Genomic DNA, 26,813 nt, shown 5'->3' on the forward strand with positions numbered 1-26,813 from the left:
CCACGGGACTGCGTCGTCTGACCGGGGTCGATCGCATACTAAGCGGTCGCTTGCCCATCAGGGAACAGCCCGCGGGCAACCGCCCCCGCCCACGGGACGTCGGATGCGTCACTCCCCCCTGGACCGCGCCCGCACATGCATCCGCTCCCCCTGCGGCCCGAAGAGGCTGAGGAACTCCACCGGCCCCTCCCCCGTCGACCCGAACCAGTGCGGCACCCGCGTGTCGAACTCGGCGGCCTCCCCCGCCGCCAGCACCACGTCGTGCTCCCCCAGAACCAGCCGCAGCCGCCCGGACAGCACGTACAGCCACTCGTAGCCCTCGTGCGTACGCGGGTCCGGATCGAGCTCGCGCTGCGGTTCCAGCACCTTGAACGCCTGGAGACCGCCGGGTTGGCGGGTCAGCGGCCAGTGGGTGCGGCCGTGGCGGACGATCGGCTGCGCCCGGACCCGCGGATCGCGCACCGACGGCGCGCCCACCAGTTCGTCCAGCGCCACCTCGTGGGCCCGCGCGATCGGCAGCAGCAGCTCCAGGCTCGGCCTGCGCAACCCCGACTCCAGCCGCGACAGCGTGCTCACCGAGATGCCGGTCGCCTCGGACAGCCCCGCCAGCGTGGCGCCGCGCTCCTTGCGGATCCGGCGCAGCCGGGGCCCGACCTCCGCGAGCACGGTCTCCATGCGGCCGTCGATGTCGTCGTCGCTCATGAATCTATTGCAGTTTCGGCAAACTTGTTTGTCAATACGGTAGTGCTCGCGCGACCGTCCGAAGTGGAGGTGGTCATCATGACCGAGAACACCGCGAGCGCGGACACCTACGAAGTGATCGTCGTCGGCGGCGGCGCGGCGGGCCTGTCGGCAGGCCTGGTCCTGGGTCGGGCCCGGCGCCGCACCCTGGTCGTCGACGCCGGCGAGCCGCGCAACGCGCCCGCCGCCCACATGCAGGGCTACCTGTCGAGGGACGGCATGTCGCCGGCCGAGTTCCTGGCGGTCGGGCGGGAGGAGATCGCCCGGTACGGCGTCGAGCTGGTCCGGGACCGGGCGGTGGACGCCACGCGGGGCGACGGGTTCGCTGTGACGCTGGCGAGCGGGCGGATCGTACGGGCCCGCCGGCTCGTCGTCGCCACCGGCCTCAAGGACGAGCTGCCCCCGGTCGACGGCCTGGCCGAGCGGTTCGGGCGGGACGTCCTGCACTGCCCGTACTGCCACGGCTGGGAGGTCCGCGACCAGGCCCTCGGAGTGCTCGCCACCAGCGCGATGAGTGTGCACCAGGCGCTGATCGTGACCCAGTGGTCGAAGGACGTGAAGCTGTTCCTGCACACGGTCGACGAGACCGGACTGTCCCAGGAGGACCTGCGTCGGCTCGCCGCGGCCGGAGTGGACGTCGTCCCCGGTGAGGTGGCCGGACTGGTCGTCGAGGACGACCGGCTCACCGGCGTCCGTCTCGCCGGGGCCGCCCTCGCCGGGGGAAGGACCGTGCACGCCCGCGAGGCCTTGTTCGTCGCGCCTCGGGCGGTCCCGCGGACCGGTCTTCTGACACGTCTGGGAGCCGAGATGACCGAGACGCCGTTCGGCGCCTACCCCGTGGTCGACGACCGGGGGCTGACGACCGTGCCCGGACTGTGGGCGGCGGGCAACGCCTCCGGCTTCGCCGAGCAGGTCGTCAACGCGGCGAGCCGCGGCTACCGGGCGGGCGCCGCGATCAACGGGGAGCTGCTGATGAGCGATCTCGACGCCGCCGTCCAGGTGTAGTCGGCACGTCGGCGTTGCACCATGGCTGCATGTTGCTGACCCGGCTCGCCGACGTGTCGCGGGAGGTCGCCGCCACCTCGGCGCGCTCCCGCAAGATCGCTCTGCTCGCCGCACTGTTCCGGGACGCGGAGGCGGACGACGTTCCGATCGTGATCCCGTATCTCGCCGGACGGCTTCCGCAGGGGCGGCTCGGCATCGGCTGGAAGGCGCTCAGCCGCCCGGTCGCCCCGGCCACCGCGCCGACCCTGACCGTGCGTGAGGTGGACGCCCGGCTCACCCGCCTGGGCAAGGTGTCGGGCTCCGGATCGCAGGCGGAACGGGCCAGGCTGGTCGGGGAGTTGCTGGGCGCGGCCACCGCGGAGGAGCAGCGCTTCCTGATCGCCCTGATCAGCGGTGAGGTGCGGCAGGGCGCCCTGGACGCGGTGGCGGTGGAGGGTCTCGCCGCGGCGACCGACGCTCCCCCGTCGGACGTACGGCGGGCGGTGATGCTGGCCGGCTCGCTCCAGACGGTGGCCGACGCGCTGCTGCGGGACGGGCCGCCGGCTCTGGAGCGGTTCCGGCTCACCGTCGGCCGCCCGGTGCTGCCGATGCTCGCGCGCACCGCGTCCTCCGTGGCCGAGGCGGTCGGCAAGCTGGGTGCCTGTGCGGTGGAGGAGAAGCTGGACGGCATCCGCGTCCAGGTCCACCGGGACGGCGACGCGGTACGGGTCTACACCCGCACCCTGGACGACATCACCGACCGGCTGCCCGAACTCACCTCGGCCGCACTGGAGTTGCACGGCGAGCGGTTCATCCTGGACGGCGAGGTCATCGCCCTCGACGAGACGGGCCGGCCCCGCTCGTTCCAGGAGACGGCGGGCCGCGTCGGCTCCCGCGCGGACGTGGCCACGGCCGCGGCGGCGGTACCGGTCTCCCCGGTCTTCTTCGACGCGCTGTCGGTCGACGGCCGGGACCTGCTCGACCTGCCCTTCTTCGAGCGGCACGCGGAGCTGGCCCGGCTGGTACCCGAGCCGATGCGGGTGCGCCGGACGGTCCTGGCGGGTGAGGCGGACCTCCAGGCGGCGGAGGACTTCCTGGAGGAGACGCTGACCAGGGGCCATGAGGGTGTGGTCGTGAAGTCCCTCGACGCGCCCTACAGCGCGGGCCGGCGCGGCGCGTCATGGCTGAAGTTCAAGCCCGTGCACACGCTCGACCTGGTGGTCCTGGCCGCCGAGTGGGGCCACGGCCGGCGCACCGGCAAGCTCTCCAACCTGCACCTGGGCGCCCGCACCGCCGACGGCGGCTTCGCCATGCTCGGCAAGACCTTCAAGGGCATGACCGACGCCGTGCTCAGCTGGCAGACCGACCGCCTCCGGGACCTGGCCGTCGAGGACGACGGCTGGGTGGTGACCGTGCGCCCCGAACTCGTCGTCGAGATCGCCTACGACGGCCTCCAGCGCTCCACCCGCTACCCGGCCGGCGTCACCCTCCGCTTCGCCCGCGTGGTCCGTTACCGCGAGGACAAGCGCCCGGAAGAGGCGGACACGGTGGAGACACTGCTGGCCGCACACCCGCAGGTACGGCCGTGACGGCGCGGCGCAGCGCGGGTCTGCTGTTGTTCCGGCACACCGCCGACGGGCCGCAGGTGTTGCTGGGGCATATGGGCGGGCCGTACTTCGCGAAGAAGGACGCCGGCGCGTGGACGGTCCCGAAGGGCGAGTACGAGCCGGAGGAGCCGGCCTGGGAGGCGGCCCGCCGTGAGTTCCTGGAGGAACTGGGGGTGGCGCCGCCGGACGGCGACGCGTTCCCGCTCGGGGAGGTCCGGCAGACGAACGGCAAGATCGTGACGGCCTGGGCTGTCGAGGCCGACCTCGACCCGGCGGCGATCGAGCCCGGCACCTTCGTCATGGAATGGCCGCCGCGCTCCGGCCGTACGCGGGAGTTCCCCGAACTGGACCGGGTCGCCTGGTTCGGCCTCGACCGGGCGCGCGAGGTGATCGTGAAGGCACAGGCCGCGTTTCTCGACCGACTGGCGGAGCACTCGGGCTGAGCGGACGCGCACGCGTTGCGGGGCCCCCCGCGACGCGGGAAGGTCGAAGCACAGCCAGCACTCCAGGAGGTCGGTCATGCCCATCGCGACGGTGAACCCGGCGAACGGCGAGACGCTCAAGACGTACGAGGCCATGGACGAGGAGGAGCTCGAACGCCGGCTCCAGCTCGCCGAGGCCACGTTCCGCACGTACCGCACGACGGCGTTCGCCGACCGCGCCCGGCTGCTGAACCGGGCCGCCGACCTCCTCGACGAGGACCGGGCGGAGATCGCCCGCGTGATGACCACCGAGATGGGCAAGCCGGTGACGCAGGCCCGCGCGGAGTCCGCGAAGTGCGCGAAGGCGATGCGGTGGTACGCCGAGCACGCGCCGGAACTCCTGGCCGACGAGCGGCCGGCCGAGTCCGACGTGAAGGACTCCGGCGCCTCCCACGCCCTGGTCCGCTACCGGCCGCTGGGTCCGGTGCTCGCCGTGATGCCGTGGAACTTCCCCCTGTGGCAGGTCGTCCGCTTCGCCGCGCCCGCGCTGATGGCGGGCAACGTCGGCCTGCTCAAGCACGCCTCGAACGTCCCGCAGACCGCTCTGTACCTGGAGGACCTCTTCCACCGGGCCGGCTTCACCGAGGGTTGCTTCCAGACCCTGCTGATCGGCTCCGGAGCGGTCGACGAGATCCTGCGCGACGAGCGGATCAAGGCGGCCACCCTGACCGGCAGCGAGCCCGCGGGCCGCGCGGTCGCCTCCACCGCCGGCACGATGGTCAAGAAGACGGTGCTGGAGCTGGGCGGCAGCGACCCGTTCGTCGTCATGCCGTCCGCGGACGTCGACCGGGCCGCCGAGGTCGCGGTGACCGCGCGTGTGCAGAACAACGGGCAGTCGTGCATCGCCGCCAAGCGGTTCATCGTCCACTCGGACGTGTACGACCGCTTCGCCGACCGCTTCACCGAAGGCATGAGGTCGCTGAAGGTCGGCGACCCGCTGGCGGAGGAGACGGAGGTCGGTCCCCTCGCCAGCGAGCAGGGTCGCGCCGACCTGGAGGAGCTGGTGGACGACGCGCGGCGCAGCGGCGCCGAGGTGCTGTGCGGTGGCGAACGTCCTGACCGGCCGGGCTGGTACTACCCGCCGACCGTCCTCGCCGGCATCGACCGCGAGATGCGCATCCACCGTGAGGAGGCCTTCGGACCGGTGGCCACCCTGTACCGCGCGGCCGACCTGGACGAGGCGGTCCTCATCGCCAACGACTCCCCCTTCGGCCTGAGTTCCAACGTGTGGACCCGGAAGGAGGCCGAGGTGGACCGCTTCGTACGGGATCTGGAGGCGGGTGGGGTGTACGTCAACGGGATGACCGCGTCCCACCCGGCGTTCCCGTTCGGCGGGGTCAAGCGGTCCGGGTACGGGCGTGAGCTGTCCGGGCACGGAATCCGCGAGTTCTGCAACATCACCACGGTTTGGCACGGCGCGTGAGCGCCGCGCGGATACGATCCCGGTTGTGAACCGCGAAGTGACTCTGCCTCTGATCGTCGATGACCGCGGGACCCTCCAGGTGGCCGCGGCCGACGTGAGCAAGCTGCTCCGCACGTTGGGCGGACGGTGGCTGCATCTCGTCGAGGCCGGGACCGAGGGTTTGGACGAGGACACGGTGGCCGCGCTGACGATCGAACTGGCGAAGCTGGCCGACCGGATCGATGTGGCGTGCATCGCCCACAGCAGCGGGGGCGCGCCGTAGGCGTGCCCCCTGCCGGGCAGCCGGACGACCGACCCGGGGCCTGTGAGGGGACCGCGCGACCGGCCCACCACCCCCGGAGCGGATCGCGCCGTTCCCGCCCTCGACGGCTACCGGATCGGCATCCCCGACAGGGTGCGGGCGATCACCAGCCGCTGAATCTCGCTCGTGCCCTCGAAGATCGTGTAGATGGCACTGTCGCGGTGCATCCGCTCCACCGGGTACTCCCGCGTGTAGCCGTTGCCGCCGAGGATCTGGACGGCCTGCGCCGTCACCTTCTTCGCCGTCTCGCTGGCGTACAGCTTCGACATGGAACCCTCGGCCGCGGTGAACGGCCTGCCGTTGACAGCCATCCACGACGCACGCCACACCAGCAGCCGCGCCGCGTCGATCTGCGTGCGCATGTCCGCGAGCTGGAAGGCGACGCCCTGGTTGTCGATGATCGGGCGGCCGAACTGCTCACGCGTCCTCGCGTAGTCGAGGGCGACCTCGTACGCCGCGCGGGCCGTGCCGACGGCCATCGCGCCGACGGCCGGCCGTGAGGCCTCGAAGGTCGCCATCGCCGCGTTCTTCACCCGCTCGCCGCCGCCCGCCCTCGCCCGCTCGCGCGCCCGCGCCAGCCGCTCGTCGAGCTTCTCCTTGCCGCCCAGCAGGCAGGAGCCCGGGACGCGCACGTTGTCGAGGACGACCTCCGCGGTGTGCGAGGCGCGGATGCCGTGCTTCTTGAACTTCTGGCCCTGGGCGAGCCCCGGCGTGCCCGGCGGGACGATGAAGGAGGCGTGGCCCTTGGATCCCAGCTCGGGGTCGACGACCGCGACGACCACATGGACGTTGGCGATGCCGCCGTTGGTCGCCCAGGTCTTCGTGCCGTTGATCACCCATTCGTCCTTGGCCTCGTCGTACACGGCACGCGTGCGCATCGAGGCGACGTCCGAGCCGGCGTCGGGCTCCGAGGAGCAGAAGGCGGCGACCTTGACGTCGGCCGGGTCGCCGTACATCTGGGGGATCCAGGTGCCGATCTGCTCCTCGGTGCCGTTGGCGAGGACGCCCACGGCGGCGAGGCCGGTGCCGACGATGGACAGGGCGATGCCCGCGTCGCCCCAGAACAGCTCCTCCATCGCCATCGGGATGCCGAGGCCGGTGGGGTCGAAGTACTGCTGGGCGTAGAAGTCGAGGGAGTAGATGCCGACCTTCGCGGCCTCCTGGATGACCGGCCAGGGAGTCTCCTCACGCTCGTCCCATTCGGCGGCCGCGGGGCGGATGACGTCGGCCGCGAAGCCGTGCAGCCAGTCCCGGACCTCCTTCTGTTCGTCGTTGAGCTCCATGGTGAACTCGGCCATGTCCCCTCCAGCGGCGGAACGTGCTTGTTACTAACGGTAACGCGAGTCTGTTACCGGTCGGTAGGAAAAGTCAACTCCTGAGGACAGCCCGGCAACCCGTTCGATGCCGGGCCACCGTGAAGTGTTAGTTTGCGCAGGCGTCACCGAATCAGCACGGGTGGGGAGAGCACATGGACACCACGCAGCGGACCGAGCAGCAACGGTCCGCCGACCGCCGACGGCGCGAGTTGCTGGAGGCCGCCGACAGAGTGGTGCTCCGAGACGGCCCCCAGGCCTCCATGAACGCCATCGCGGCGGAGGCGGGCATCACCAAGCCCATCCTCTACCGCCACTTCGGCGACAAGGGCGGGCTGTACGCCGCTCTCGCCAAGCGCCACACCGACGCGCTGCTCGCCTCCCTGAGGGCCGCGCTGGACGCTCCCGCCGAACGACGGGAGCGGGTCGAGGCCACGCTGGAGACCTACCTCGCGGCCATCGAGGCCCGCCCCCAGGTCTACCGGTTCCTGATGCATCCCGCGGACGGCGGCCCCGGCGAACAGGGCTTCGACGTCGGCAAGCACTCGGCTCCCCTGCTGCGGCGGATGGGCGAGGAACTCGCCCAGGTCATCGAGGAGCGGCTGGACCTCGGACCCGGGACGCAGCAGCTCGCCCGTGTCTGGGGACACGGGATCGTCGGCATGATGCACGCGGCGGGTGACTGGTGGCTGGGTGAGCGGCCCTGCTCCCGGGCCGACCTGGTGCGCAGCCTCGCGGATCTGTTGTGGGGTCGCCTCGCCGCGGCCGGCGACAAGGTGGGCGGACCGGGGTTCTGAACCGCCCCCCGCGCCTGCGCGTGCGCCCGCTCAGCCACCCCAGGAGGCCCGCCTCACCTGGCGTGTCAGCCGCCTCCTGCGCCAGCCCGTCACACGGTCCGCGTACACCCGCCCCTCCAGGTGATCGCACTCGTGCTGCAAGCATCTGGCAAAGAATCCCGTGCCGTGGACGGTGACGGGCTCGCCCGTCACCGTGAATCCCTCGACCACGGTGTGGTCGTAACGTTCCGTCCCCGCCTCCAGGCCCGGCAGGGAGAGGCAGCCCTCCGGGCCGCGGACCACCACACCGTCCACGTCCACCAGGCGTGGGTTCACCACATGGCCGAGGTGGCGCACGTCCTCGTCGTCCGGGCAGTCGTAGACGAACACCCGCAAGGACTCCCCCACCTGGTTGGCGGCGAGGCCCACGCCCTGCGCCGCGTACATGGTGGCGAAGAGGTCCTCGACGAGGCGGGCCAGTTCCGGACCGAACTCGGTGACCTCGGCGCAGGGTTGCCGCAGGACCGGATCGCCGAGCAGGGTGAGGGGCCGGACGCGCCCGTGGGCACCCGGGATGGAACCTTGTCGCATGGCGGCAAGGGTACGGTCCTTCATGACACGCGCATGCCGTGCGCAGCGTGAGACGGTGCCGGGATTCGGGACTGCGAACGGATCTCGATAGGCTGACCACCTACCACGTTGCCGTCAGGCTTCAGGCGCGGCGCGTACGCAAGGAGGATCGAGAACTGATGGCAGGCAACTCGGACCCGCTCACGCCGCGGGCCAAGATCGCCGTGACCGCGGGCAAGGCGGTCGCTGCGGCATCGCGTGCCGCGGGACGCGGCAGCGGTTCGGTGATCGGCGGCCGGGTCGCGCTGAAGCTCGACCCCGACCTCCTTGCCCGGCTCGCCCAGAACCTGGACGTCATCCTCGTCTCGGCGACCAACGGCAAGACCACGACCACCCGTCTCATCGCGGAGGCCCTGCGGGCCGCCGGACCGGTCGTGTCCAACGCGCTCGGCGCCAACATGCCCGCCGGCATCACCTCGGCGCTCGCGGGCGGTTCGGACGCCAAGTTCGGCGTGATCGAGGTCGACGAGAAGTACCTCGCCGGCGTCGCCCGCGACACCGCTCCCAAGTGCATCGCGCTGCTCAACCTCTCGCGCGACCAGCTGGACCGCGCCGCCGAGACCCGCATGCTCGCGGAGAACTGGCGCGAGGGACTGGCGGGTTCCAAGGCCGTCGTCGTCGCCAACGCCGACGATCCGCTGGTGGTGTGGGCCGCGTCCTCCTCCCCCAACGTGGTCTGGGTCGCCGCCGGGCAGATGTGGAAGGACGACGCCTGGTCCTGCCCGTCCTGCGGTGGTGTGATGCAGCGCCCGGGTGACGACTGGTTCTGCGGCGAGTGCGGGTTCCGGCGGCCGACGCCGAGCTGGGCGCTCTCCGGCGACCACGTGCTCGACCCGCACGGCTCGGCCTGGCCGATCCACCTCCAGCTGCCGGGCCGCGCCAACAAGGCCAACGCCGCCTCCTCGGCCGCCGTCGCCGCCGTCTTCGGCGTGCCGCCGCAGGTCGCGCTGGAGCGGATGTACCAGGTGCAGGCCGTCGCGGGACGCTACGACGTCGTCCAGTTCATGCAGCGCGACCTGCGCCTGCTGCTGGCGAAGAACCCGGCGGGCTGGCTCGAGACGTTCAGCCTGATCGACCCGCCGCCCACGCCGGTCATCCTCTCGGTGAACGCGCGCGGCGCCGACGGCACCGACACGTCGTGGCTGTGGGACGTCGACTACACCCGTCTGACCGGCCACCCGATCTTCGTCGTCGGTGACCGGAAGCTGGACCTCGCGGTACGCCTGGAGGTCGCCAACCAGCACTTCCAGGTGTGCGAGAACGTCGACCAGGCCGTGCAGCTCGCACCGCCCGGCCGTATCGAGGTCATCGCGAACTACACCGCATTCCAGGACCTGCGCCGCCGCGTCGGCAACTGACCCCGAGGGACCTTCACGTGATGAGTGACAATCAACTGCGGGTCGTCTGGGTCTACCCGGACCTGCTCAGCACCTACGGCGACCAGGGCAACGTCCTGGTCGTGGAGCGGCGGGCGCGGCAGCGCGGGCTCGACGTGGCCCGGCTGGACGTGCGCAGCGACCAGCCGATCCCCACCTCCGGCGACATCTACCTCATCGGCGGCGGGGAGGACCGGCCGCAGCGGCTCGCCGCCGAGCGGCTGCGCCGTGACGGGCACCTGTACCAGGCGGTGCAGAACGGCGCGATCGTGTTCGCGGTGTGCGCCGGCTACCAGATCCTGGGCCACGAGTTCGTCAACGACCTCGGTCAGCGCCAGCCCGGCCTCGGTCTGCTGGACGTCACCACGACCCGCGGTGAGGGCGAGCGGTGCGTCGGCGACGTGCTGGCGGACATCGACCCGCGACTCGGCCTGCCCTCGCTGACCGGCTTCGAGAACCACCAGGGCGTCACCCACCTCGGGCCGACCGCCCGCCCGTTGGCCCGCGTCCAGATCGGCAAGGGCAACGGCACCGGCGACGGCACCGAGGGGGCGTACAACGACACCGTCTTCGGCACCTACATGCACGGTCCGGTGCTGGCCCGCAACCCGCTCATCGCGGACCTGCTGCTGAAGCTGGCGCTCGACGTGAACGCGCTCCCGCCGACCGACGACCGCTGGTACGAGGCCCTGCGCAACGAGCGGATCGCGTCCGCGCAGCAGCCCGCCTAGCGACACCTCACGGCACCCCGCGCGACCAGTGTGTTCACCGGATCTTCGGGGTGCCGTCAGCAGCCCGGATGACGGTACGTCCGCACAGGTGAGCGGGCGCGTCCAGCAGGCGGACGTGTGCTTCGGCGACGCCCCCTCCTGCCGCTAGGGTGGCCGGGATCCAGCCGGACAACGCGGTCCGGATCCGGCCCACGTGGAGAAGGTTGTTCGGGCTATGCGCATTGGTGTCCTCACGTCCGGCGGCGACTGCCCCGGCCTGAACGCCGTCATCCGGTCCGTCGTACACCGTGCCGTCGTCGACCACGGCGACGAGGTCATCGGCTTCCGGGACGGCTGGAAGGGCCTCCTGGAGTGCGACTACCTCAAGCTCGACCTGGACGCCGTGGGCGGCATCCTCGCCCGCGGCGGCACGATCCTCGGCTCCTCCCGCGTCCAGCCCTCGCACCTGCGGGACGGCGTGGAGCGGGCCCGCGGACACGTCGAGGAACTCGGCCTCGACGCCGTCATCCCGATCGGTGGTGAGGGCACGCTCAAGGCGGCCCGCCTGATGTCGGACAGCGGCCTGCCCATCGTCGGCGTGCCGAAGACCATCGACAACGACATCGCCGTCACCGACGTCACCTTCGGTTTCGACACGGCCGTGGGCGTCGCCACCGAGGCGCTCGACCGGCTCAAGACCACCGCCGAGTCCCACCAGCGGGTCCTGGTCGTGGAGGTCATGGGGCGGCACACCGGCTGGATAGCGCTGCACTCCGGCATGGCGGCCGGCGCCCACGCCATCGTCGTACCGGAGCGTCCCTTCGACATCGAGAAGCTGGCCCGGCGGGTCGGCGAGCGGTTCGAGGCGGGGAAGCGGTTCGCGATCGTCGTCGCCGCGGAGGGGGCCAAGCCGGCGCCCGGCTCCATGGTCTTCGACGAGGGCGACAAGGACATCTACGGGCACGAGCGGTTCGCCGGGATCGCCCGGCAGCTGTCCATCGAGCTGGAACAGCGGCTCGGCAAGGAGGCCCGGCCGGTGATCCTCGGGCACGTGCAGCGGGGCGGCACGCCCACCGCGTACGACCGTGTCCTCGCCACCCGCTTCGGGTGGCACGCGGTGGAGGCCGTGCACCGCGGCGAGTTCGGCATGATGACGGCCCTACGCGGGACGGACATCGTGATGGTGGAGCTGTCGGAGGCCGTCGAGACGCTGAAGACGGTGCCCTCGGACCGGTACGCCGAAGCGGAGTGCGTGCTCTGAGCCGTCCGGCGGGCGCGCCTGGTCCGTGGCTGGCTCCGCCCACCCGACGGCGCCGCCCCCCGTTCGGCCCCGCGCCCCCGGGACACGGCCCGGCGCGCCTGGCCGTGTCCCGCCCCCGGTCGCAGTCCCGCCCCCGGTCGCAGTCGCGACCGGGGGCGGCTCTACTCTTGGGGCGCAGGAAACGTACAACCCCCCACGAATCAGGAGCCGGCGGATGGATCACAGCGGGCACGGCATGACCATGGATCTGCCGCCGTTCACGCTGGGGCGAGGTCTTCAGTGGTCGGCGGACCCGTTCTTCCTCGTCGCCTGTCTGGCCGCGCTGGGGCTGTACGCCTGGGGTGTCGTCCGGCTGCGGCGGCGCGGGGACACGTGGTCCGCGGGACGGACGGTGGCGTACGTCACCGGCGTGCTGACGATCATGCTGGTGATGTGCACCGGGCTGAACGACTACGGCATGGTCATGTTCAGCGTGCACATGGTGCAGCACATGGTGATCAGCATGCTGTCACCGATCCTCATCCTGCTCGGCGCCCCGGTCACCCTGGCGCTGCGCGCCCTGCCCACCGCCGGCAAGGGCCGCAAGGGGCCGCGTGAGCTGCTGCTGATGCTGCTGCACAGCTGGTACATGCGGATCGTCACGCATCCCGCGTTCACCATCCCGCTGTTCATCGCGAGCCTGTACGGGCTGTACTTCACGCCGATCTTCGACTTCCTGATGGGCTCGAAGACGGGGCACGTCGCGATGATGGTGCACTTCCTCGCCGTCGGGGTGGTGTTCTTCTGGCCGATCATGGGCGTGGACCCGGGACCCAACCGGCCCGGTTACCTGATGCGCATGCTGGAGCTGTTCGCCGGGATGCCGTTCCACGCGTTCTTCGGCATCGCGCTGATGATGGCGTCCACGCCGATGGTGGAGACGTTCGAGAACCCGCCCGCCTCCCTCGGCATCGACGCCCTCTCGGACCAGAACGCGGCCGGCGGTATCGCCTGGGCGTTCAGCGAGATCCCGTCGGTGCTGGTGCTGGTCGCGCTGCTGTTCCAGTGGTACGGCTCCGAGCAGCGGCAGGCCAAACGCCAGGACCGGGCCGCCGACCGGGACGGCGACAAGGAGCTGGAGGCGTACAACGCCTACCTGGCCTCGTTGAACGGACGCGGGTGAACCGGTCGTGGCCGAACGGACGCGTTGGAGCGTTCGCCTGGGCTGAAGGGCCGCAACCGGGGCACCATGGAAGGGGACACACCCTGTGGGGGGTGTGCCGGAGGAGGGTGTCGCGATGCCCGGTTCCATCAACGGTTCGACGGACGGCTCCACGAAGACCATGGGGGTGCTCACCATCGGCGGCCTCGTCATGGTGACGGCCTACACGGTGGCGCTCGGCAGCAACGGCTGGCTGTGGTTCGGCTGGGTCGTGCTCGGGCTGATCACGCTCGCGATGGTCGCCACGCGCACGACGTGAGCGACGGGGCGGCGTGAGCGACGGGAGGCTCACCCCGGTGCGAGGCGGGCGGCGGAGTGGACGCCGGGCTGGTACTTCGGCACTCGGGCGCTGATCTTCATGCCCGCTCCGGGCGCCGTCTCGATGACGAGTCCGTGGGCGTCGCCGTACACCTGGCGGAGCCGGTCGTCGACGTTGGACAGGCCGATACCGCCGGAGGGGCTCACCTCGCCGGCCAGGATGCGGCGCAGCAGGGCCGGGTCCATGCCCGCGCCGTCGTCCTCGATGACGACCAGGGCCTCGGCGCCGGCGTCCTGCGCGGTGATCTGGATGTGGCACTTGTCGGCCTTGCCCTCCAGGCCGTGCTTGACGGCGTTCTCCACCAGGGGCTGGAGGCAGAGGAAGGGCAGCGCCACCGGGAGGACCTCGGGAGCTATCTGGAGGGTGACGGAGAGACGGTCGCCGAACCGGGCCCGGACCAGCGCCAGATAGTGGTCGATGGCGTGCAGCTCGTCGGCGAGCGTGGTGAAGTCGCCGTGCCGTCGGAACGAGTAGCGGGTGAAGTCGGCGAACTCCAGGAGCAGCTCGCGGGCCCGCTCGGGGTCGGTGCGGACGAACGAGGCGATCACCGCGAGCGAGTTGAAGATGAAGTGCGGGGATATCTGGGCGCGCAGGGCCTTGATCTCGGCCTCGATGAGGCGGGTGCGGGAGTCGTCGAGGTCGGCCAGCTCCAGCTGCACGCTCACCCAGCGGGCCACCTCCCCCGCGGCCCGGACCAGGACGGCGGATTCGCGGGGCGCGCAGACGACGAGGGCGCCGTGCACCCGGTCGTCGACGGTGAGCGGGGTGAGGACGGCCCAGCCGACCGGGCAGTCGGGGGCGTCACAGGCGAGCGGGAAGGCCTCGCCGCGGCCGGTGTCCAGCGGGCCGGCCAGCCGGGCCATGATCTCCGTGCGGTGGTGGCCGCCCACGCCGTCCCAGGCCAGGAGTTGTTCGCGGTCCGTCAGGCAGAGCGCCTCCGTGCCGAGCAGGGTGCGCAGCCGGCCGGCGGACTTGCGGGCCGTCTCCTCGGTGAGGCCGGCGCGCAGGGGCGGCGCGGCGAGGGACGCGGTGTGCAGGGTCTGGAAGGTGGCGTGTTCGACGGGAGTGCCGAGGCCGCCGAGGCTCTGCGGACGAGCGGTGCGCCGGCCCAGCCAGAAACCGGCCGCGAGGAAGGGCAGGATCGCGATGCACAGGCCCGCCAGGAAGCCGCTCATGCCTTGACCTCCGCCGTCCGCAGCTCCTCCGGGAGATGGAAGCGGGCCAGGATGGACGCGGTACCGGCCGGGACGCGGCCCGGGGTCGCCAGCGACACGAGGATCATGGTCAGGAAGCCCAGCGGGACCGACCACAGAGCGGGCCAGGCCAGCAGGGCGTGCGGTCCGCCCTTGACGGGGAGCCCGGCCATGGTCGCGGCGACGGCGACGAACGCCGAACCACCGCCCACCAGCATCCCGGCGGCCGCGCCGGGCGGGGTGAGCCGTCGCCACCAGATGCCGAGCACGAGCAGGGGACAGAAGGAGGACGCGGACACCGCGAAGGCCAGTCCCACCGCGTCGGCCACCGGCAGCCCGCCCACCAGCAGACTCGCGGCGAGTGGGACGACCATGGCGAGACCGGTGCCCAGGCGGAAGTGCCGTACGCCGCGGGTGGGCAGGACGTCCTGGGCGAGGACGCCGGCCACGGCCATGGTCAGGCCCGACGCGGTGGACAGGAACGCCGCGAAGGCGCCGCCCGCGACCAGTGCGCCGAGCAGGTCGCCGCCGAGGCCGCCGATCACCCGGTCGGGCAGCAGCAGGACGGCGGCGTCGGCGTCGCCGGTGAGGGCGAGTTCCGGGGCGTACAGGCGTCCTAGGGCGCCGTAGACGGGCGGCAGCAGGTAGAAGGCTCCGATGAGCGCGAGGACGGCGACGGTGGTGCGGCGGGCGGCGACGCCGTGCGGGCTGGTGTAGAAGCGGACGACGACGTGCGGCAGACCCATCGTGCCGAGGAAGGTGGCCAGGATCAGGCCGTACGTCGCGTACAGGGGGCGTTCCTCGCGGCCCGCGGCGAGGGTGGTGGACATGCCGCCGTTGCCGCCGGGCTCCGCGGTGGGGACGGGGGTGCCCGGGACGAAGGTGAGCCGGGTGCCCTGTTCGATGCGGTGGGTGCCGAGGGGCAGCCGCACCGCGGCGTGCTCGTACCGGCGGCCGTCGACCGTGCCGGTCACCGTCACGCTCAGGGACCGGTCCAGTTTCAGGTCGAGGGTGGTGTCGACGCGTACGGCCCGCTGCTCGCGGAAGGCGGGCGGCTCCTCGAACACGTGCCGGGGCGCGCCGTCGCCCTGCCAGGCGAGGATCAGGAACAGGGCGGGGACGAGGAGGGCGGTGAGCTTGAGCCAGTACTGGAAGGCCTGCACGAACGTGATGCTGCGCATGCCACCGGCGGCGACGATCGCGGTGACGACCACGGCGACGATCAGCCCGCCGAGCGAGTCGGGCGCACCGGTGAGCACGGCCAGGGTCAGCCCGGCACCCTGGAGCTGGGGCAGCAGGTACAGCCAGCCGATGCCGACGACGAAGGCGCCCGCGAGCCGCCGTACCGCCTGGGAGGCGAGGCGGGCCTCGGCGAAGTCGGGCAGGGTGTAGGCGCCGGAGCGGCGCAGCGGGGCGGCGACGAAGAGGAGCAGGACCAGGTAGCCGGCGGTGTAGCCGACCGGGTACCAGAGCATGTCGGGGCCCTGTACGAGGACCAGTCCGGCGATGCCGAGGAAAGAGGCCGCGGAGAGGTACTCGCCGCTGATGGCGGCCGCGTTGAGGCGGGGGCCGACCGTGCGGGAGGCGACGTAGAAGTCGGAGGTCGTGCGGGAGATGCGCAGGCCGAAGGCGCCGACGAGGACGGTCGCCACGACGACCAGGGCGACGGCGGGCACGGCGAACGCGGAGTTCACCGGTCCTCGACCAGGCGCACGAGGTCGTGTTCGTTGCGTTCGGCGCGGCGGACGTACCAGCGGGCGAGCATGACCAGCGGGGCGTACAGGCCGAAGCCGAGGACCGCCCACTCCAGGCGGCGGGCGTCGGGCATCGCCGCGAACAGCAGGGGCAGCGGACCCACCAACAGGACGAGGACCGCGAACACGGTCAGCGCGGCCCGCAGTTGGGTGCGCATCAGGGAGCGGACGTAGGTGTGGCCGAGGGTGGTCTGCTCGTCGATCTCGGTGCGCGGGCGGTAGTAGCCGGAGGCGTGGGGGTAGCGCCCGCGCGTGCGGGGCCGGGGATGGGCAAGGGTACGGCGGGGCGGGCCGGTGACGACGACGCGACGTTCGGCGGGGTCCTGCTGGGGCACCGTCACGGCCTCCTCATCAGCAGGTCCCGCAGTTCGCGGGCGTGGCGGCGGCTGACCTGGAGTTCCTCGCCGCCGACGACGACGCTCACCGTGCCGGCGTCCAGGCGGAGTTCGCCTATGTGACGCAGGGCGACGAGGTGGCGGCGGTGGATGCGGACGAAGCCGCGGGCGCGCCAGCGCTCCTCCAGGGTGGACAGCGGGATCCGGACCAGGTGGCTGCCGCGGTCGGTGTGCAGGCGGGCGTAGTCGCCCCGGGCCTCGACGTGGGTGATGTCGTCCACGGACACGAAGCGGGTCACGCCGCCCAGTTCGACGGGTATGTGGTCGGGGTCGGGTTCGTGGACGGGGATGCGCGGGGCGGCGCCGCACCGTTCGGCGGCGCGTCGCACGGCCTCGGCGAGGCGTTCCTTGCGGACCGGTTTGAGGACGTAGTCGACGGCCTTCAGGTCGAACGCCTGGACGGCGAAGTCCTCGTGGGCGGTGACGAACACGACCAGGGGCGGGCGGGCGAAGCCCGTGAGCAGCCGGGCCAGGTCGAGGCCGTCGAGGCCGGGCATCTGGATGTCGAGGAAGACGACGTCGAGGGCCTCCGGGCCGTCGGGGCCGCACTCCAGGGCCCGGTTGATCCGGCGCAGCGCCTCCGTCGCGTCACCGGCGCCCTCCACGCTCCGTATCCGGGGATCCGCGGTGAGCAGGTACAGCAACTCCTCCAGCGAGGGGCGTTCGTCGTCGACGGCGAGGGCGCGCAGCATGAAGGTGGAGTGTAGGGGCGATCGGTGCGCCTGGACACGTGCCGGGGTGCGGACGTATCCGCTGGATACAGTGCCCGCATGAACAGCGGCCCCGCCCCCTTCGACGAACTCGACCGGAAGATCCTCACCGCGCTGATGGCGAACGCCAGGAAGAGTTTCGCAGAGATCGGCACGGCGATCGGGCTGTCGGCCACGGCGGTCAAGCGCCGGGTGGACCGGCTGCGGGAGAGCGGGGTGATCACCGGGTTCGCGGCGACGGTGCAGCCGTCGGCGCTGGGCTGGCGTACGGAGGCGTACGTGGAGGTGTACTGCGAGGGGGCCGCGCCGCCGCGTCGGCTCGCGGAGGTGGTGCGCAACCATCCGGAGATCACCGCGGCGATGACGGTGACCGGTGGCGCGGACGCGTTGCTGCACGTGCGGGCGCGGGACGTGGGGCACTTCGAGGAGGTGCTGGAACGCATCCGGGTGGAGCCGTTCATCCGCAAGACGATCAGCGTGATGGTGCTGTCGCACCTGCTGCCGGAGAGCCCGGAGGCGGGCGCGACCCACGTGGCCCCGCGCGCCGACCCCACTGACGCATCAGACGTGCGCTGAGCGGGCTGAATACGCAGTGTTCCTGCGTGAACACGCAACTCTTCTTCCTTGTCGGGCGTCCTGATCCCTTTCTACCGTGGTGACACCACAAGTCGACAGCGCAGGAAAAGCGGAGGAACCCCTCTGTGACCCTCAGCCGTGTGCCGCGCCTTCGGCGCTTCCTGGTCTGTGAACCCAGACACTTCGCCGTGCAGTACGCGATCAATCCCTGGATGCATCCCGACTCCCCCGTCGACGTCGACCTCGCGCACGAGCAGTGGCAGGCGCTGATCCGGACCTACCGTGCGCACGGCCACACCGTCGACACCGTCGAGCCCGCTCCCGGTCTGCCCGACATGGTCTTCGCCGCGAACTCCGCGGTCGTCGTCGACGGCCGCGTCTTCGGCTCCCTCTTCCACGCGCCCGAGCGGCGTCCGGAGTCCACCCACTACGACACCTGGTTCAAGACGGCGGGCTTCGACGTCCACCGGCCCGACTCCGTCTGCGAGGGCGAGGGCGACCTGGTGTGGACCGGCCGGTACATGCTGGCCGGCACCGGGTTCCGGACGAGCCGGGAGGCGCACCGGGAGGTGCAGGAGTTCTTCGGGCACCCGGTGGTCAGCCTGACGCTGGTGGACCCCCACTTCTACCACCTCGACACCGCCCTGTTCGTGCTCGACGACCAGAACATCGCGTACTACCCGGAGGCGTTCTCGCCCGGCAGCCGTGAGGTGCTCGCCCGGCTCTACCCGGACGCGGTGCTCGCCACCCGTGACGACGCGCTGACGTTCGGGCTGAACTCCGTCTCCGACGGCCGCAACGTCTTCATCGCGCCGCGCGCCGAGGCGCTCGCCGGCCGGCTCGCCGACCGCGGCTACGTCCCCGTCCCCGTCGACCTCTCGGAGTTCCAGAAGGCCGGAGGTGGCATCAAGTGCTGCACCCAGGAGATCCGTTCATGACCGCACCCGCTCGCACGCGCACGTCCGCCGATCTGATTCGAGCCGAGGAGCCCGTCCTCGCGCACAACTACCACCCGCTGCCGGTGGTCGTCGCGCGGGCCGAGGGGACGTGGGTGGAGGACGTGGAGGGCCGCCGCTACCTCGACATGCTGGCCGGATACTCGGCGCTGAACTTCGGACACCGCCACCCCGCGCTGGTCGAGGCGGCGCGCGACCAGCTCGACCGGCTGACGCTCACCTCCCGCGCCTTCCACAACGACCGGCTCGCCGAGTTCGCGGAACGGCTCGCCCAGCTGACCGGGCTGGACATGGTGCTCCCGATGAACACGGGCGCGGAGGCCGTCGAGAGCGGGATCAAGGTGGCCCGCAAGTGGGCGTACGAGGTGAAGGGGGTGCCGGCCGACCGGGCGACGATCGTGGTCGCCGCGGAGAACTTCCACGGCCGTACGACGACGATCGTCAGCTTCTCGACCGACGAGGCGGCGCGGGCCGGGTTCGGACCGTTCACGCCCGGGTTCCGGATCGTGCCGTACAACGACCTCGCGGCGCTGGAGGCGGCGGTCGACGAGACGACGGCGGCCGTGCTGATCGAGCCGATCCAGGGCGAGTCGGGGGTCGTCATCCCCGACGACGGCTACCTGGCGGGCGTGCGGGAGCTGACCCGGCGCAAGGGCTGCCTGTTCGTCGTCGACGAGATCCAGTCCGGGCTGGGGCGGACCGGCCGGACGCTCGCCGTCGAGCACGAGGGGGTCCTCCCCGACGTACTGCTGCTCGGCAAGGCGCTGGGCGGGGGGATCGTGCCGGTGTCCGCGGTCGTGGCGCGGCGGGACGTGCTGGCCGTGCTGCGACCGGGTTCGCACGGGTCGACGTTCGGCGGGAACCCGCTGGCGGCGGCGGTCGGGACGGCGGTGGTGTCGCTGCTGGAGACCGGGGAGTTCCAGGCACGCGCGGCAGCGCTGGGAGGTGTTCTGCGGGAAGGGCTGACCGGGCTGGTCGGCCGGGGAGTCGTCGGGTTCCGCGCACGCGGGCTGTGGGCCGGGGTCGACGTGGACCCGGCGGTCGGCACCGGGCGGGAGATCGGGGAACGGCTCCTGTCCGAGGGCGTCCTGGTGAAGGACACCCACGGCTCGACCATCCGGCTGGCCCCGCCCCTGACGATCACGGAGGAGGAGCTGGGGACGGCCCTGGGGGCCCTGGAGAGGGTGCTGACGGCGTAGGTGGGCCGGTTGTCTCCGGGATCCTCGCGGCTTCCTTCGGCCCCGGCGCCCCTCCCGTTCCGTGGGGCGCCCGTGGGGCCCGCCCCACGGGGCCGCGAGCCGCGCCGACCCTCGGGGGCCGCCCCGGGGGCCGCCCCGACCCGCCGATGGGCCCGTCCCCCGGGCCGCGCCGACCCGTGGGACGGGGCTGCCCCCGGGGGCCGCGAGCCGTAGTGCTCCGGTGACCGCCGGAGGCCGTCCCCGGGGTGCAGGGTGAAGATGGAGTCGAGAGGTGGTAGAGGACTCTCAGGACCCTCAGCGACAGAGAGGTCGGCCGTGGGCAGTCACGACCTGGACGATGTTGCCCGCCGGCGGTTCGACGTGGCGGACGCCGTGCCCCTGCTGCTCGACACACGGGGTGTGGTGACCAGCTGGACCAGGGACGCCGAGCGGCTGTTCGGCTATGGGGCCGCGGAAGCGGTGGGCAAGGATCTCGCCGGGCTGCTGACCGTCGGGGACGCCGCGCGGGTGCCTGACGTGCTGGAGCTGTGCCGTCGGTCCGGGGGGTGGGCCGGGCTGCTGTCGGCCCGCCGCAAGGACCAGCAGCCGCTGCCGGTGATGGCGCGGATCACCTCGGCGGACGAGCCCGGCGGACCGGGGCGCTGGCTGGTCCTGGTGAACGAGATGGGCGAGGCTCCCGGCTGGAGCATGAGCCGTTCCGTGCTGGAGCAGATGGTCGCCGGTTCACCGATCGGTATCGCGATCGTGGACACCAACCTCCGCTTCGTGTGGTCGAACACGGCCCTGGCCCAGTTCGGCGGCGGAGCGCCCGACAGCCGGCTGGGGCTGCGGCTGGCGGACGTCCAGCCGGGGTTCGACTCGGAGGCCGTCGAGGCGCTGATGCGGCAGGTGCTGGAGACCGGCGAGCCCGTGGTCGGCTACGAGCACGTCGGGCGCCTGCGGGCCGCGCCGCACCGCGAGACGGCACACATGCTGTCGTTCACCCGGCTGGTGGACGACCGCCGCCAGCCGATGGGCGTCTACTACACGGTCGTGGACGTCACCGACCGGCACCGCGCGCGGCAGCGCCTCGGTCTCCTGGACCGGGCCGGCCGGCACATCGGCCGCAGCCTGGACATCGCCCGGACCGCGCAGGAACTCGCCGAGGTCGCGGTGCCGGGTTTCGCCGATGCCGTAGCCGTGGATCTTCTGGAGTCGGTGCTGCGGGGTGCCGAGCCCGTCGTGGGGCGGGCGGAGGGGCCCGACGGGTCCGTGGAGCTGCGCCGGGCCGGGCAGCGGTCGGCGGCCGGCGGCAAGGTGGCCGACGGGACGGGGACCGACGCCGAAGCCGTGGTGGCTCACCGGGCCGGGTCCCCGGCGGTCCGGTGTCTGGCGACGGGGCGGGCCTGGCGCGGGGAACGGCTCGGGCCGGACGCCGCGGACTGGAGCCCGGTCCTTCCCCCGCTGGGTGCCGGCGCGGGGTCGCCCAGCGCCCTGGTCGTGCCCGTGCGGGCGCGCGGCGCCACCCTGGGCGTGACCACGTTCCTGCGCCGCGCCACACAGGAGCCGTTCTGCGAGGACGATGTCGCGCTGGCCGAGGATCTCGTCTCGCGGGCCGCGGTCTGCGTGGACAACGCCCGCCGTTACACCCGCGAGCGTGACGCCGCCCTGGTGCTCCAGCGCAGTCTGCTGCCGCACCGGCTGCCCGAGCAGGACGCGGTGGAGGTGGCCGCCTGTTACCGGCCGGCGGACGAGCTGACCGGTCTCGGCGGCGACTGGTACGACCTCATCCCGCTGTCGGGGGCCCGGGTGGCCCTCGTCGTGGGCGAGGTGCAGGGGCACGGCATCGACGCCGCCGCGGCCATGGGACGGCTGCGCACCGCCGTCCGCACCCTCGCCGCCCTGGAGCTGCCGCCCGACGAGGTCCTCGCCCATCTCGACGACCTGGTGGCCCGCACGGCGCAGGAGGACGGCGGAGACGGCGGGGAGTCCGACGAGGAGGACGGGGCGCGGGCGGTGGGAGCCGGGTGCCTCTACGTGGTGTACGACCCCGTCGACGGACGGTGTGCGATGGCCACCGCCGGACATCCCGCCCCGGCGGTCGCCCTGCCCGACGGCACGATCACGTTCGTCGACCTGCCGCAGGGGCCGCCGCTCGGGGCGGGCGGACCGCCGTTCGAGTCGGCCGAGCTGCTGCTGCCGGAGGGCAGCACGCTGGCGCTGCACACGGACGGGCTGCTGACCCAGGGCGAGCAGGGGACGCCGGACGCCGCCCGTGAGCGGCTGGTGCGGGCCCTGGAGGCGCGGAAGGACTCCCTCGACCTGCGCTGCCGGACGGTGATCGACGTGCTGGTCCCGGACCGCCCGCACGACGACGTGGCCCTGCTGATGGCCCGTACCCGGCGGTTGCTCCCGGACCGGGTCGCGGAGTGGGACCTGCCGGCCGATCCGGCCGCGGTCGCCGAGGCCCGTAAGGGCGCGGCCCGCCGGCTGGCGGAGTGGGGCCTCGCGGAGCTGTCGTTCACCACCGAGCTGGTCGTCAGCGAACTGGTCACCAACGCCATCCGGTACGCCACCGGCCCGATCCGGCTGCGGCTGATCCGCGAGCGCGCCCTGGTCTGCGAGGTCCACGACGGTGGCGCCACGACCCCCCATCTGCGTCATCCGCGCACCACCGACGAGGGAGGCCGGGGCCTGCTGCTGGTGTCCCAGGTGACCCGTCGCTGGGGCACGCGTTTCGTCCCCGACGGAAAGATCATCTGGGCCGAGCAGTCGCTCACCGACCCCGGCGTCTGACACACCTGCCACCGCAGCCTCCACTCCCCGCCGCACGCCGTGCGAAAATAGCGCAATACCGGCAGATGGGGCGCGGGCATGGACGACTCGGCGATCGACTACGCGGCGGTGTTCCAGGCCCTGCCCGGCATGGTGGCCCTGCTGACCCCCGCCCTGGTGTACGCCGACGCCAACGAGGAGTTCCTGCGGGCGACCGGACGCAGTCGCGAGCAGGTGGTCGGCCGGCACCTCTTCGAGGTCTTCCCGGAGAACCCGCACGACCCCGCCGCCAACGGCATGCGCGATCTGGAGGCCTCGCTGCGCCGGGTGATGGCGACGGGCGAACGCGAGGCGATGGCCCTTCAGCGCTATGACGTGGAGTCGCCGGACCGGCCCGGGGAGTGGGAGGAGCGGTACTGGAGTCCCGTCAACGCGCCCGTGCGCGACCGGGACGGCTCGGTGGTGCTGCTGGTGCACCGTGTCGAGGAGGTCACCGAGCTGATCCGCGCCCGAGGCGGCCACGCCGGCGGCCGGACCGGCCGGGGCAGGACCGGCGACGGCAGGACCGGAGGCCGACCCCGGGTGTTGGAGGCCGAGTTGTACACCCGCGCGCGTGAACTCCAGGAACTGAACGAGCGCCTGCGGCTGGCGCACGCCCGCGAGCGCGAGGTGGCCCTGGTCCTCCAGGAAGCCATGCTGCCCGCCCGCCGGCAGGTCGGGCACCACCGGGCCGCGGTGCGCTACCGCCCCGCGGCCGGCTCGCTCAACGTCTGCGGCGACTGGTACGACCTGGTCGACCTGGTCGGCGGCAACCGGATCGGGGTGTCGGTGGGTGATGTCGTCGGGCACGGACTGGCGGCCGCGGGCGTGATGGGCCAGCTGCGCAGCGCGCTCAGTGCCGCCTCCCGGGTCGCGGCGGGCCCCGCCCAGGCGCTGGACGTGCTGGGCCGCTACGCCCACGTCGTGGACGGGGCCGAGTCGGCGACGGCGGTGACGACCTTCATCGACCGCGACGACCGCACCATCACCTACAGCAGCGCGGGTCATCCCCCGCCGGTGCTGGTGCATCCCGACGGCCGCGTGGAGTTCCTCGACCGGGCCACCGACCCCCCGCTCGACGCCCGCCCGGACCCCCGGCCCCGGCCGCAGGCGGTCACCGCCTACGCGCCGGGGGCGCTGCTGACGCTGTACACCGACGGCCTGGTGGAACGGCGGCGCGAGGACATCGACACCGGCCTCGCCCGCCTCGCCGACTCCCTCACCCGCCACCGGCACGCCGACCCTGAGCAACTCGCCGACGCCGTCCTGATGGAGTTGCTGCCGCCCGGGGGCGCCACCGACGACACGGCCCTGGTCATCGTCCGGCTGTGACGGCCGAGGTCACCGTGCCGCACGGCTCGCGCCGTCGATGCGCGCGGGTTCCGGCAGTACGCCGCCCCGCCTAGACTTGCACCCCACACCATGCCGGTTGACCTGCTGGAACACGGCGGTTGAGCCGATCCGCCGGATTGAGGAGCCACCTGTTGTTCTACTACCTCCTGAAATACGTGGTGCTGGGACCGCTGCTGCGCCTGGTGTTCCGGCCCCGCATCGAAGGGCTCGAACACGTGCCGGCGTCGGGCGCGGCGATCATCGCGGGCAATCACCTGTCGTTCTCCGACCACTTCCTGATGCCGGCGATCCTCAAACGGCGCATCACGTTCCTCGCGAAGGCCGAGTACTTCACGGGCCCCGGTATCAAGGGCCGGCTGACCGCGGCCTTCTTCCGCAGCGCGGGGCAGATCCCGGTCGACCGCTCCGGCAAGGACGCCGGCCAGGCCGCCATCCGCGAGGGCCTCGGGGTCCTGGGCAAGGACGAGCTGCTCGGCATCTACCCGGAGGGCACCCGCTCGCACGACGGCCGCCTCTACAAGGGCAAGGTCGGTGTCGCGGTGATGGCCCTGCGGGCCGGGGTGCCCGTCGTGCCCTGCGCGATGATCGGCACGTTCGAGGCGCAGCCGCCGGGCAAGAAGATCCCGAACGTCCACCCCGTGGCGATCCGCTTCGGCGAGCCCCTCGACTTCTCCCGGTACGCCGGCATGGAGAGCGAGAAGGCGGTCCTGCGCGCGATCACCGACGAGATCATGTACGCGATCCTGACGCTGTCGGGGCAGGAGTACGTCGACCGGTACGCGGCCGAGGTCAAGGCGGAGGAAGCGGCGGCGGCGAAGGAGCGAGCGCGCAGGTTCCCCCGGCTGCCGATGCGTTGACACCGGCCGGACCGCACGGGGTGGGGCGGTGGGAGTGAGGGGCGGCCGGGATGATCCGGCCGCCCCTCGTCGTCGTTCCAGCCGCTACGGCCGGGCCGTGGCGGTGCTCACGGCCTGGGCGTGGCGTGCGGCGCGCAGGTCACGTCCAGACCGTCGTTCCAGCCGCTACGGCCGGGCCGTGGCGGTGCTCACGGCCTGGGCGTGGCGTGCGGCGCGCAGGTCACGTCCGCGGTGTCCAGCTTGCCCGTGAGGAGGTAGGTGTCCACCCGGCTGTTGACGCAGGAGTTGACCAGGCTGGTGACACCGTGGGATCCCGCGGCCTTCTCGGTGATCAGGCGGGAGCCCTTGAAACGTTGGTGCAGTTCGACGGCGCCCTCGTAGGGGGTGGCCGCGTCCCGCTCGGACTGCACGATGAGCACCGGCGGAAGACCCTTGTGGGTCTTGACGTTCACCGGTGTCTGCTGCTTGACCGGCCAGGTGGCGCACGGCAGGTTCATCCAGGCGTTGGCCCAGGTCATGAACGGGTGGTCCTTGTGCAGACGCGTGTTGTCGCGGTCCCATCTGGTCCAGCTGGTCGGCCACTTGGCGTCGGTGCACTCCACTGCCGTGTAGACGGCGTTGCCGTTCTCCGAGGCGGCGTTGCCGACGGTGTCCGACAGGTCGGGGGCAGCGGCGTCGATGAGGGCCTGGGTGTCACCGGCGACGTACTTGCTGAAGACGGTGGCGACCGGGACCCAGGAGGAGTCGTAGTACGGAGCGCTCTGGAAGAAGGAGATCAGTTCGGCCGGGCCGACGACGCCGCCGAGGGGGCTCTTCTTGGCGGTGGCACGCAGCTCCAGCCACTTGGCCTGGACGGCGGCGCGGGTGGTGCCGAGGTGGAAGGTGGCGTCGTTGGCGGCGACCCAGTCCTGCCAGTCCTTCCAGCGGCCCTCGAAGGCGACGTCCTGGTCGAGGTTGGCCTCGTACCAGATCTTCTCCCGCGAGGGGTTCACCACGCTGTCGACGACCATGCGGCGCACGTGCCCCGGGAACAGGGTGCCGTAGACAGCGCCGAGGTAGGTGCCGTAGGAGACGCCGAGGAAGTTGAGCTTCTTCTCGCCGAGGGCGGCGCGGATGACGTCGAGGTCACGCACGGTGTTCGGCGTGGTCATGTACGGCAGCATGTCGCCGCTGCGTTCGTAGCAGCCCTCGGCGTACTCGCGGGCGAGCTTGCGCTGGGCGCGCTTGTCGGCCTCGGTGTCCGGGACCGGGTCGGCCTTGGGCGCCTTGACGAACTCCTGCGGGTCGACACAGGAGATGGGCGCGGAGTGGCCGACGCCGCGCGGGTCGAAGCCCACGAAATCGTACGCCTTGGCGACGTTGGCCCAGACCGGCGCCTTGGTGGTGACCCGGCGCGGGAAGCGCAGGCCGGATCCGCCGGGGCCGCCCGGGTTGTAGACGAGGGCGCCCTGGCGCTCCTCCTTGGTCCCGGTGTTGCCGATGCGGTCGACGGCGATCTTGATCTGCCTGCCGTTGGGCTTGGCGTAGTCGAGCGGCACGGTCACATAGCCGCATTGGATGGGCTTCTCCAGCCCCCAGTCGGCCGGACAGTCCTGCCAGTCGATGCCCGCCTTCGCGGCGCGGTCCGCCGCGATCGCGGCGCCACGCATCTCGCGGCCCTGCCCCGACCGGTCGCTGGTCGCGCTCGCGGTCGGTGCCACGACCGCGCCGGCCACCAGCATCGCGGCGACGAGTGCGCCGGCCGAGCCGAGCGCCGCCGTCCGTCTGGTCGGTCGTATGTCCCTCAAGTGGACCCTCCCCGTATCTCAGTTCGTCAGTTCAGAACATCCGTACGGGGATCCTTGCCGCTGCGGGGTCACTGGGGACAGGTGTCGTTGACCTTCTTTGCCAATCCGATAACCGG

Annotated in this window: 25 protein-coding genes; 17 read left to right on the forward strand and 8 right to left on the reverse strand. The window is 72.2% G+C overall.

Annotated elements, in window-relative coordinates:
* Window positions 1-108 precede the first annotated feature (108 nt).
* On the reverse strand, window positions 109-702 hold the full coding sequence (locus ACZ5Y0_RS11560; RefSeq protein ID WP_469128427.1) for a helix-turn-helix domain-containing protein: 594 nt from the start codon (window positions 700-702) through the stop codon (window positions 109-111).
* A 78-nt stretch (window positions 703-780) separates the two neighbouring features.
* On the opposite strand from ACZ5Y0_RS11560, the gene ACZ5Y0_RS11565 reads away from it, so the two are divergent.
* From ACZ5Y0_RS11565 to ACZ5Y0_RS11585, 5 genes are all read left to right on the forward strand, one after another.
* Window positions 781-1,746: an NAD(P)/FAD-dependent oxidoreductase gene (locus ACZ5Y0_RS11565; protein ID WP_469128428.1), complete on the forward strand. Its 966-nt coding sequence runs from the start codon at window positions 781-783 to the stop codon at window positions 1,744-1,746.
* Between the two features lie 29 nt (window positions 1,747-1,775).
* A complete protein-coding gene (locus tag ACZ5Y0_RS11570; RefSeq protein WP_469128429.1) occupies window positions 1,776-3,314 on the forward strand; it encodes an ATP-dependent DNA ligase in 1,539 nt (512 codons plus the stop codon).
* Window positions 3,311-3,775 (forward strand): NUDIX hydrolase, encoded by a 465-nt coding sequence (locus ACZ5Y0_RS11575; protein ID WP_469128430.1) that lies wholly within the window; start codon window positions 3,311-3,313, stop codon window positions 3,773-3,775. The genes ACZ5Y0_RS11570 and ACZ5Y0_RS11575 overlap by 4 nt, the downstream gene beginning before the upstream one ends.
* A 76-nt stretch (window positions 3,776-3,851) precedes the next feature.
* Window positions 3,852-5,237, forward strand: coding sequence for an NADP-dependent succinic semialdehyde dehydrogenase (locus tag ACZ5Y0_RS11580; protein ID WP_469128431.1), 1,386 nt, complete (start codon window positions 3,852-3,854; stop codon window positions 5,235-5,237).
* Between the two features lie 25 nt (window positions 5,238-5,262).
* Window positions 5,263-5,499, forward strand: coding sequence for a DUF6213 family protein (locus ACZ5Y0_RS11585; RefSeq protein ID WP_469128432.1), 237 nt, complete (start codon window positions 5,263-5,265; stop codon window positions 5,497-5,499).
* A gap of 107 nt (window positions 5,500-5,606) precedes the next feature.
* Here ACZ5Y0_RS11585 and ACZ5Y0_RS11590 read toward each other — a convergent pair whose 3' ends face one another.
* A complete protein-coding gene (locus tag ACZ5Y0_RS11590; protein WP_469128433.1) occupies window positions 5,607-6,836 on the reverse strand; it encodes an acyl-CoA dehydrogenase family protein in 1,230 nt (409 codons plus the stop codon).
* A gap of 170 nt (window positions 6,837-7,006) precedes the next feature.
* On the opposite strand from ACZ5Y0_RS11590, the gene ACZ5Y0_RS11595 reads away from it, so the two are divergent.
* Window positions 7,007-7,648, forward strand: a complete 642-nt coding sequence (locus ACZ5Y0_RS11595) for a TetR/AcrR family transcriptional regulator (protein ID WP_469128434.1) — start codon at window positions 7,007-7,009, stop codon at window positions 7,646-7,648.
* Window positions 7,649-7,678: 30 nt separating this feature from the next.
* Here the strand turns inward: ACZ5Y0_RS11595 and def are convergent, their stop codons facing one another.
* Complete coding sequence (gene def / locus ACZ5Y0_RS11600) at window positions 7,679-8,218, reverse strand: peptide deformylase (protein WP_469128435.1); 540 nt, start codon at window positions 8,216-8,218, stop codon at window positions 7,679-7,681.
* 158 nt (window positions 8,219-8,376) lie between these two features.
* Between def and ACZ5Y0_RS11605 the strand changes: the two genes are divergently transcribed.
* The 5 genes from ACZ5Y0_RS11605 (at window position 8,377) to ACZ5Y0_RS11625 (ending at window position 13,064) form a co-directional block, all read left to right on the forward strand.
* Window positions 8,377-9,615: a DUF1727 domain-containing protein gene (locus ACZ5Y0_RS11605; protein ID WP_469128436.1), complete on the forward strand. Its 1,239-nt coding sequence runs from the start codon at window positions 8,377-8,379 to the stop codon at window positions 9,613-9,615.
* 20 nt (window positions 9,616-9,635) lie between these two features.
* Window positions 9,636-10,364 carry a type 1 glutamine amidotransferase gene (locus ACZ5Y0_RS11610; RefSeq protein ID WP_469128437.1) on the forward strand — a complete coding sequence of 243 codons (729 nt, stop codon included), beginning with the start codon at window positions 9,636-9,638 and terminating at the stop codon, window positions 10,362-10,364.
* Between the two features lie 214 nt (window positions 10,365-10,578).
* Window positions 10,579-11,604: a 6-phosphofructokinase gene (locus tag ACZ5Y0_RS11615; RefSeq protein ID WP_469128438.1), complete on the forward strand. Its 1,026-nt coding sequence runs from the start codon at window positions 10,579-10,581 to the stop codon at window positions 11,602-11,604.
* A gap of 214 nt (window positions 11,605-11,818) precedes the next feature.
* The gene (locus ACZ5Y0_RS11620) at window positions 11,819-12,766 is read left to right on the forward strand and encodes a cytochrome c oxidase assembly protein (protein ID WP_469128439.1); all 948 of its coding nucleotides are present in this window, start codon (window positions 11,819-11,821) and stop codon (window positions 12,764-12,766) included.
* Window positions 12,767-12,881: 115 nt separating this feature from the next.
* The gene (locus ACZ5Y0_RS11625; protein WP_469128440.1) at window positions 12,882-13,064 is read left to right on the forward strand and encodes a hypothetical protein; all 183 of its coding nucleotides are present in this window, start codon (window positions 12,882-12,884) and stop codon (window positions 13,062-13,064) included.
* Between the two features lie 29 nt (window positions 13,065-13,093).
* Here the strand turns inward: ACZ5Y0_RS11625 and ACZ5Y0_RS11630 are convergent, their stop codons facing one another.
* Genes ACZ5Y0_RS11630 through ACZ5Y0_RS11645 form a run of 4 tightly spaced genes read right to left on the reverse strand, consistent with a single transcriptional unit; the run spans window position 13,094 to window position 17,158 of the window.
* Complete coding sequence (locus ACZ5Y0_RS11630) at window positions 13,094-14,299, reverse strand: sensor histidine kinase (protein WP_469128441.1); 1,206 nt, start codon at window positions 14,297-14,299, stop codon at window positions 13,094-13,096.
* Window positions 14,296-16,011, reverse strand: coding sequence for a sodium/solute symporter (locus tag ACZ5Y0_RS11635; protein ID WP_469128442.1), 1,716 nt, complete (start codon window positions 16,009-16,011; stop codon window positions 14,296-14,298). The genes ACZ5Y0_RS11630 and ACZ5Y0_RS11635 overlap by 4 nt, the downstream gene beginning before the upstream one ends.
* A complete protein-coding gene (locus ACZ5Y0_RS11640) occupies window positions 16,008-16,412 on the reverse strand; it encodes a hypothetical protein (RefSeq protein WP_469128443.1) in 405 nt (134 codons plus the stop codon). Before ACZ5Y0_RS11640 ends, ACZ5Y0_RS11635 begins: the two co-directional genes overlap by 4 nt.
* Complete coding sequence (locus tag ACZ5Y0_RS11645) at window positions 16,409-17,158, reverse strand: LytR/AlgR family response regulator transcription factor (RefSeq protein ID WP_469128444.1); 750 nt, start codon at window positions 17,156-17,158, stop codon at window positions 16,409-16,411. The genes ACZ5Y0_RS11640 and ACZ5Y0_RS11645 overlap by 4 nt, the downstream gene beginning before the upstream one ends.
* Window positions 17,159-17,236: 78 nt before the next feature.
* On the opposite strand from ACZ5Y0_RS11645, the gene ACZ5Y0_RS11650 reads away from it, so the two are divergent.
* The 6 genes from ACZ5Y0_RS11650 to ACZ5Y0_RS11675 all read left to right on the forward strand — a co-directional run bounded on the left by ACZ5Y0_RS11650 (window position 17,237) and on the right by ACZ5Y0_RS11675 (window position 24,910).
* Window positions 17,237-17,752, forward strand: a complete 516-nt coding sequence (locus tag ACZ5Y0_RS11650; RefSeq protein WP_469128445.1) for an Lrp/AsnC family transcriptional regulator — start codon at window positions 17,237-17,239, stop codon at window positions 17,750-17,752.
* A gap of 125 nt (window positions 17,753-17,877) precedes the next feature.
* Entirely contained in the window at window positions 17,878-18,690 is an 813-nt protein-coding gene (gene ddaH / locus ACZ5Y0_RS11655; protein WP_469128446.1) for a dimethylargininase, read from the forward strand.
* Window positions 18,687-19,907, forward strand: coding sequence for an ornithine--oxo-acid transaminase (rocD, locus tag ACZ5Y0_RS11660; RefSeq protein WP_469128447.1), 1,221 nt, complete (start codon window positions 18,687-18,689; stop codon window positions 19,905-19,907). The genes ddaH and rocD overlap by 4 nt, the downstream gene beginning before the upstream one ends.
* 315 nt (window positions 19,908-20,222) lie before the next feature.
* Window positions 20,223-22,682: a SpoIIE family protein phosphatase gene (locus tag ACZ5Y0_RS11665; protein WP_469128448.1), complete on the forward strand. Its 2,460-nt coding sequence runs from the start codon at window positions 20,223-20,225 to the stop codon at window positions 22,680-22,682.
* 78 nt (window positions 22,683-22,760) lie between these two features.
* Window positions 22,761-24,032 carry a PP2C family protein-serine/threonine phosphatase gene (locus ACZ5Y0_RS11670; protein WP_469128449.1) on the forward strand — a complete coding sequence of 424 codons (1,272 nt, stop codon included), beginning with the start codon at window positions 22,761-22,763 and terminating at the stop codon, window positions 24,030-24,032.
* 152 nt (window positions 24,033-24,184) lie between these two features.
* Complete coding sequence (locus ACZ5Y0_RS11675) at window positions 24,185-24,910, forward strand: lysophospholipid acyltransferase family protein (protein ID WP_469128450.1); 726 nt, start codon at window positions 24,185-24,187, stop codon at window positions 24,908-24,910.
* A gap of 188 nt (window positions 24,911-25,098) precedes the next feature.
* Here the strand turns inward: ACZ5Y0_RS11675 and ACZ5Y0_RS11680 are convergent, their stop codons facing one another.
* The gene (locus tag ACZ5Y0_RS11680) at window positions 25,099-26,631 is read right to left on the reverse strand and encodes an alpha/beta hydrolase (RefSeq protein ID WP_469128483.1); all 1,533 of its coding nucleotides are present in this window, start codon (window positions 26,629-26,631) and stop codon (window positions 25,099-25,101) included.
* Window positions 26,632-26,813 lie beyond the last annotated feature (182 nt).

It is taken from the genome of Streptomyces sp. NPDC033216 (assembly GCF_055577115.1).

Coding starts and splice junctions, on each gene's coding strand:
- ACZ5Y0_RS11560 (WP_469128427.1), bottom strand. CDS start 702: ATGAGCGACGACGACATCGACGGCCGCATGGAGACCGTGCTCGCGGAG.
- ACZ5Y0_RS11565 (WP_469128428.1), top strand. CDS start 781: ATGACCGAGAACACCGCGAGCGCGGACACCTACGAAGTGATCGTCGTC.
- ACZ5Y0_RS11570 (WP_469128429.1), top strand. CDS start 1,776: ATGTTGCTGACCCGGCTCGCCGACGTGTCGCGGGAGGTCGCCGCCACC.
- ACZ5Y0_RS11580 (WP_469128431.1), top strand. CDS start 3,852: ATGCCCATCGCGACGGTGAACCCGGCGAACGGCGAGACGCTCAAGACG.
- ACZ5Y0_RS11590 (WP_469128433.1), bottom strand. CDS start 6,836: ATGGCCGAGTTCACCATGGAGCTCAACGACGAACAGAAGGAGGTCCGG.
- ACZ5Y0_RS11595 (WP_469128434.1), top strand. CDS start 7,007: ATGGACACCACGCAGCGGACCGAGCAGCAACGGTCCGCCGACCGCCGA.
- def (WP_469128435.1), bottom strand. CDS start 8,218: ATGCGACAAGGTTCCATCCCGGGTGCCCACGGGCGCGTCCGGCCCCTC.
- ACZ5Y0_RS11605 (WP_469128436.1), top strand. CDS start 8,377: ATGGCAGGCAACTCGGACCCGCTCACGCCGCGGGCCAAGATCGCCGTG.
- ACZ5Y0_RS11610 (WP_469128437.1), top strand. CDS start 9,636: ATGAGTGACAATCAACTGCGGGTCGTCTGGGTCTACCCGGACCTGCTC.
- ACZ5Y0_RS11615 (WP_469128438.1), top strand. CDS start 10,579: ATGCGCATTGGTGTCCTCACGTCCGGCGGCGACTGCCCCGGCCTGAAC.
- ACZ5Y0_RS11620 (WP_469128439.1), top strand. CDS start 11,819: ATGGATCACAGCGGGCACGGCATGACCATGGATCTGCCGCCGTTCACG.
- ACZ5Y0_RS11625 (WP_469128440.1), top strand. CDS start 12,882: ATGCCCGGTTCCATCAACGGTTCGACGGACGGCTCCACGAAGACCATG.
- ACZ5Y0_RS11630 (WP_469128441.1), bottom strand. CDS start 14,299: ATGAGCGGCTTCCTGGCGGGCCTGTGCATCGCGATCCTGCCCTTCCTC.
- ACZ5Y0_RS11645 (WP_469128444.1), bottom strand. CDS start 17,158: ATGCTGCGCGCCCTCGCCGTCGACGACGAACGCCCCTCGCTGGAGGAG.
- ACZ5Y0_RS11650 (WP_469128445.1), top strand. CDS start 17,237: ATGAACAGCGGCCCCGCCCCCTTCGACGAACTCGACCGGAAGATCCTC.
- rocD (WP_469128447.1), top strand. CDS start 18,687: ATGACCGCACCCGCTCGCACGCGCACGTCCGCCGATCTGATTCGAGCC.
- ACZ5Y0_RS11670 (WP_469128449.1), top strand. CDS start 22,761: ATGGACGACTCGGCGATCGACTACGCGGCGGTGTTCCAGGCCCTGCCC.
- ACZ5Y0_RS11680 (WP_469128483.1), bottom strand. CDS start 26,631: ATGCTGGTGGCCGGCGCGGTCGTGGCACCGACCGCGAGCGCGACCAGC.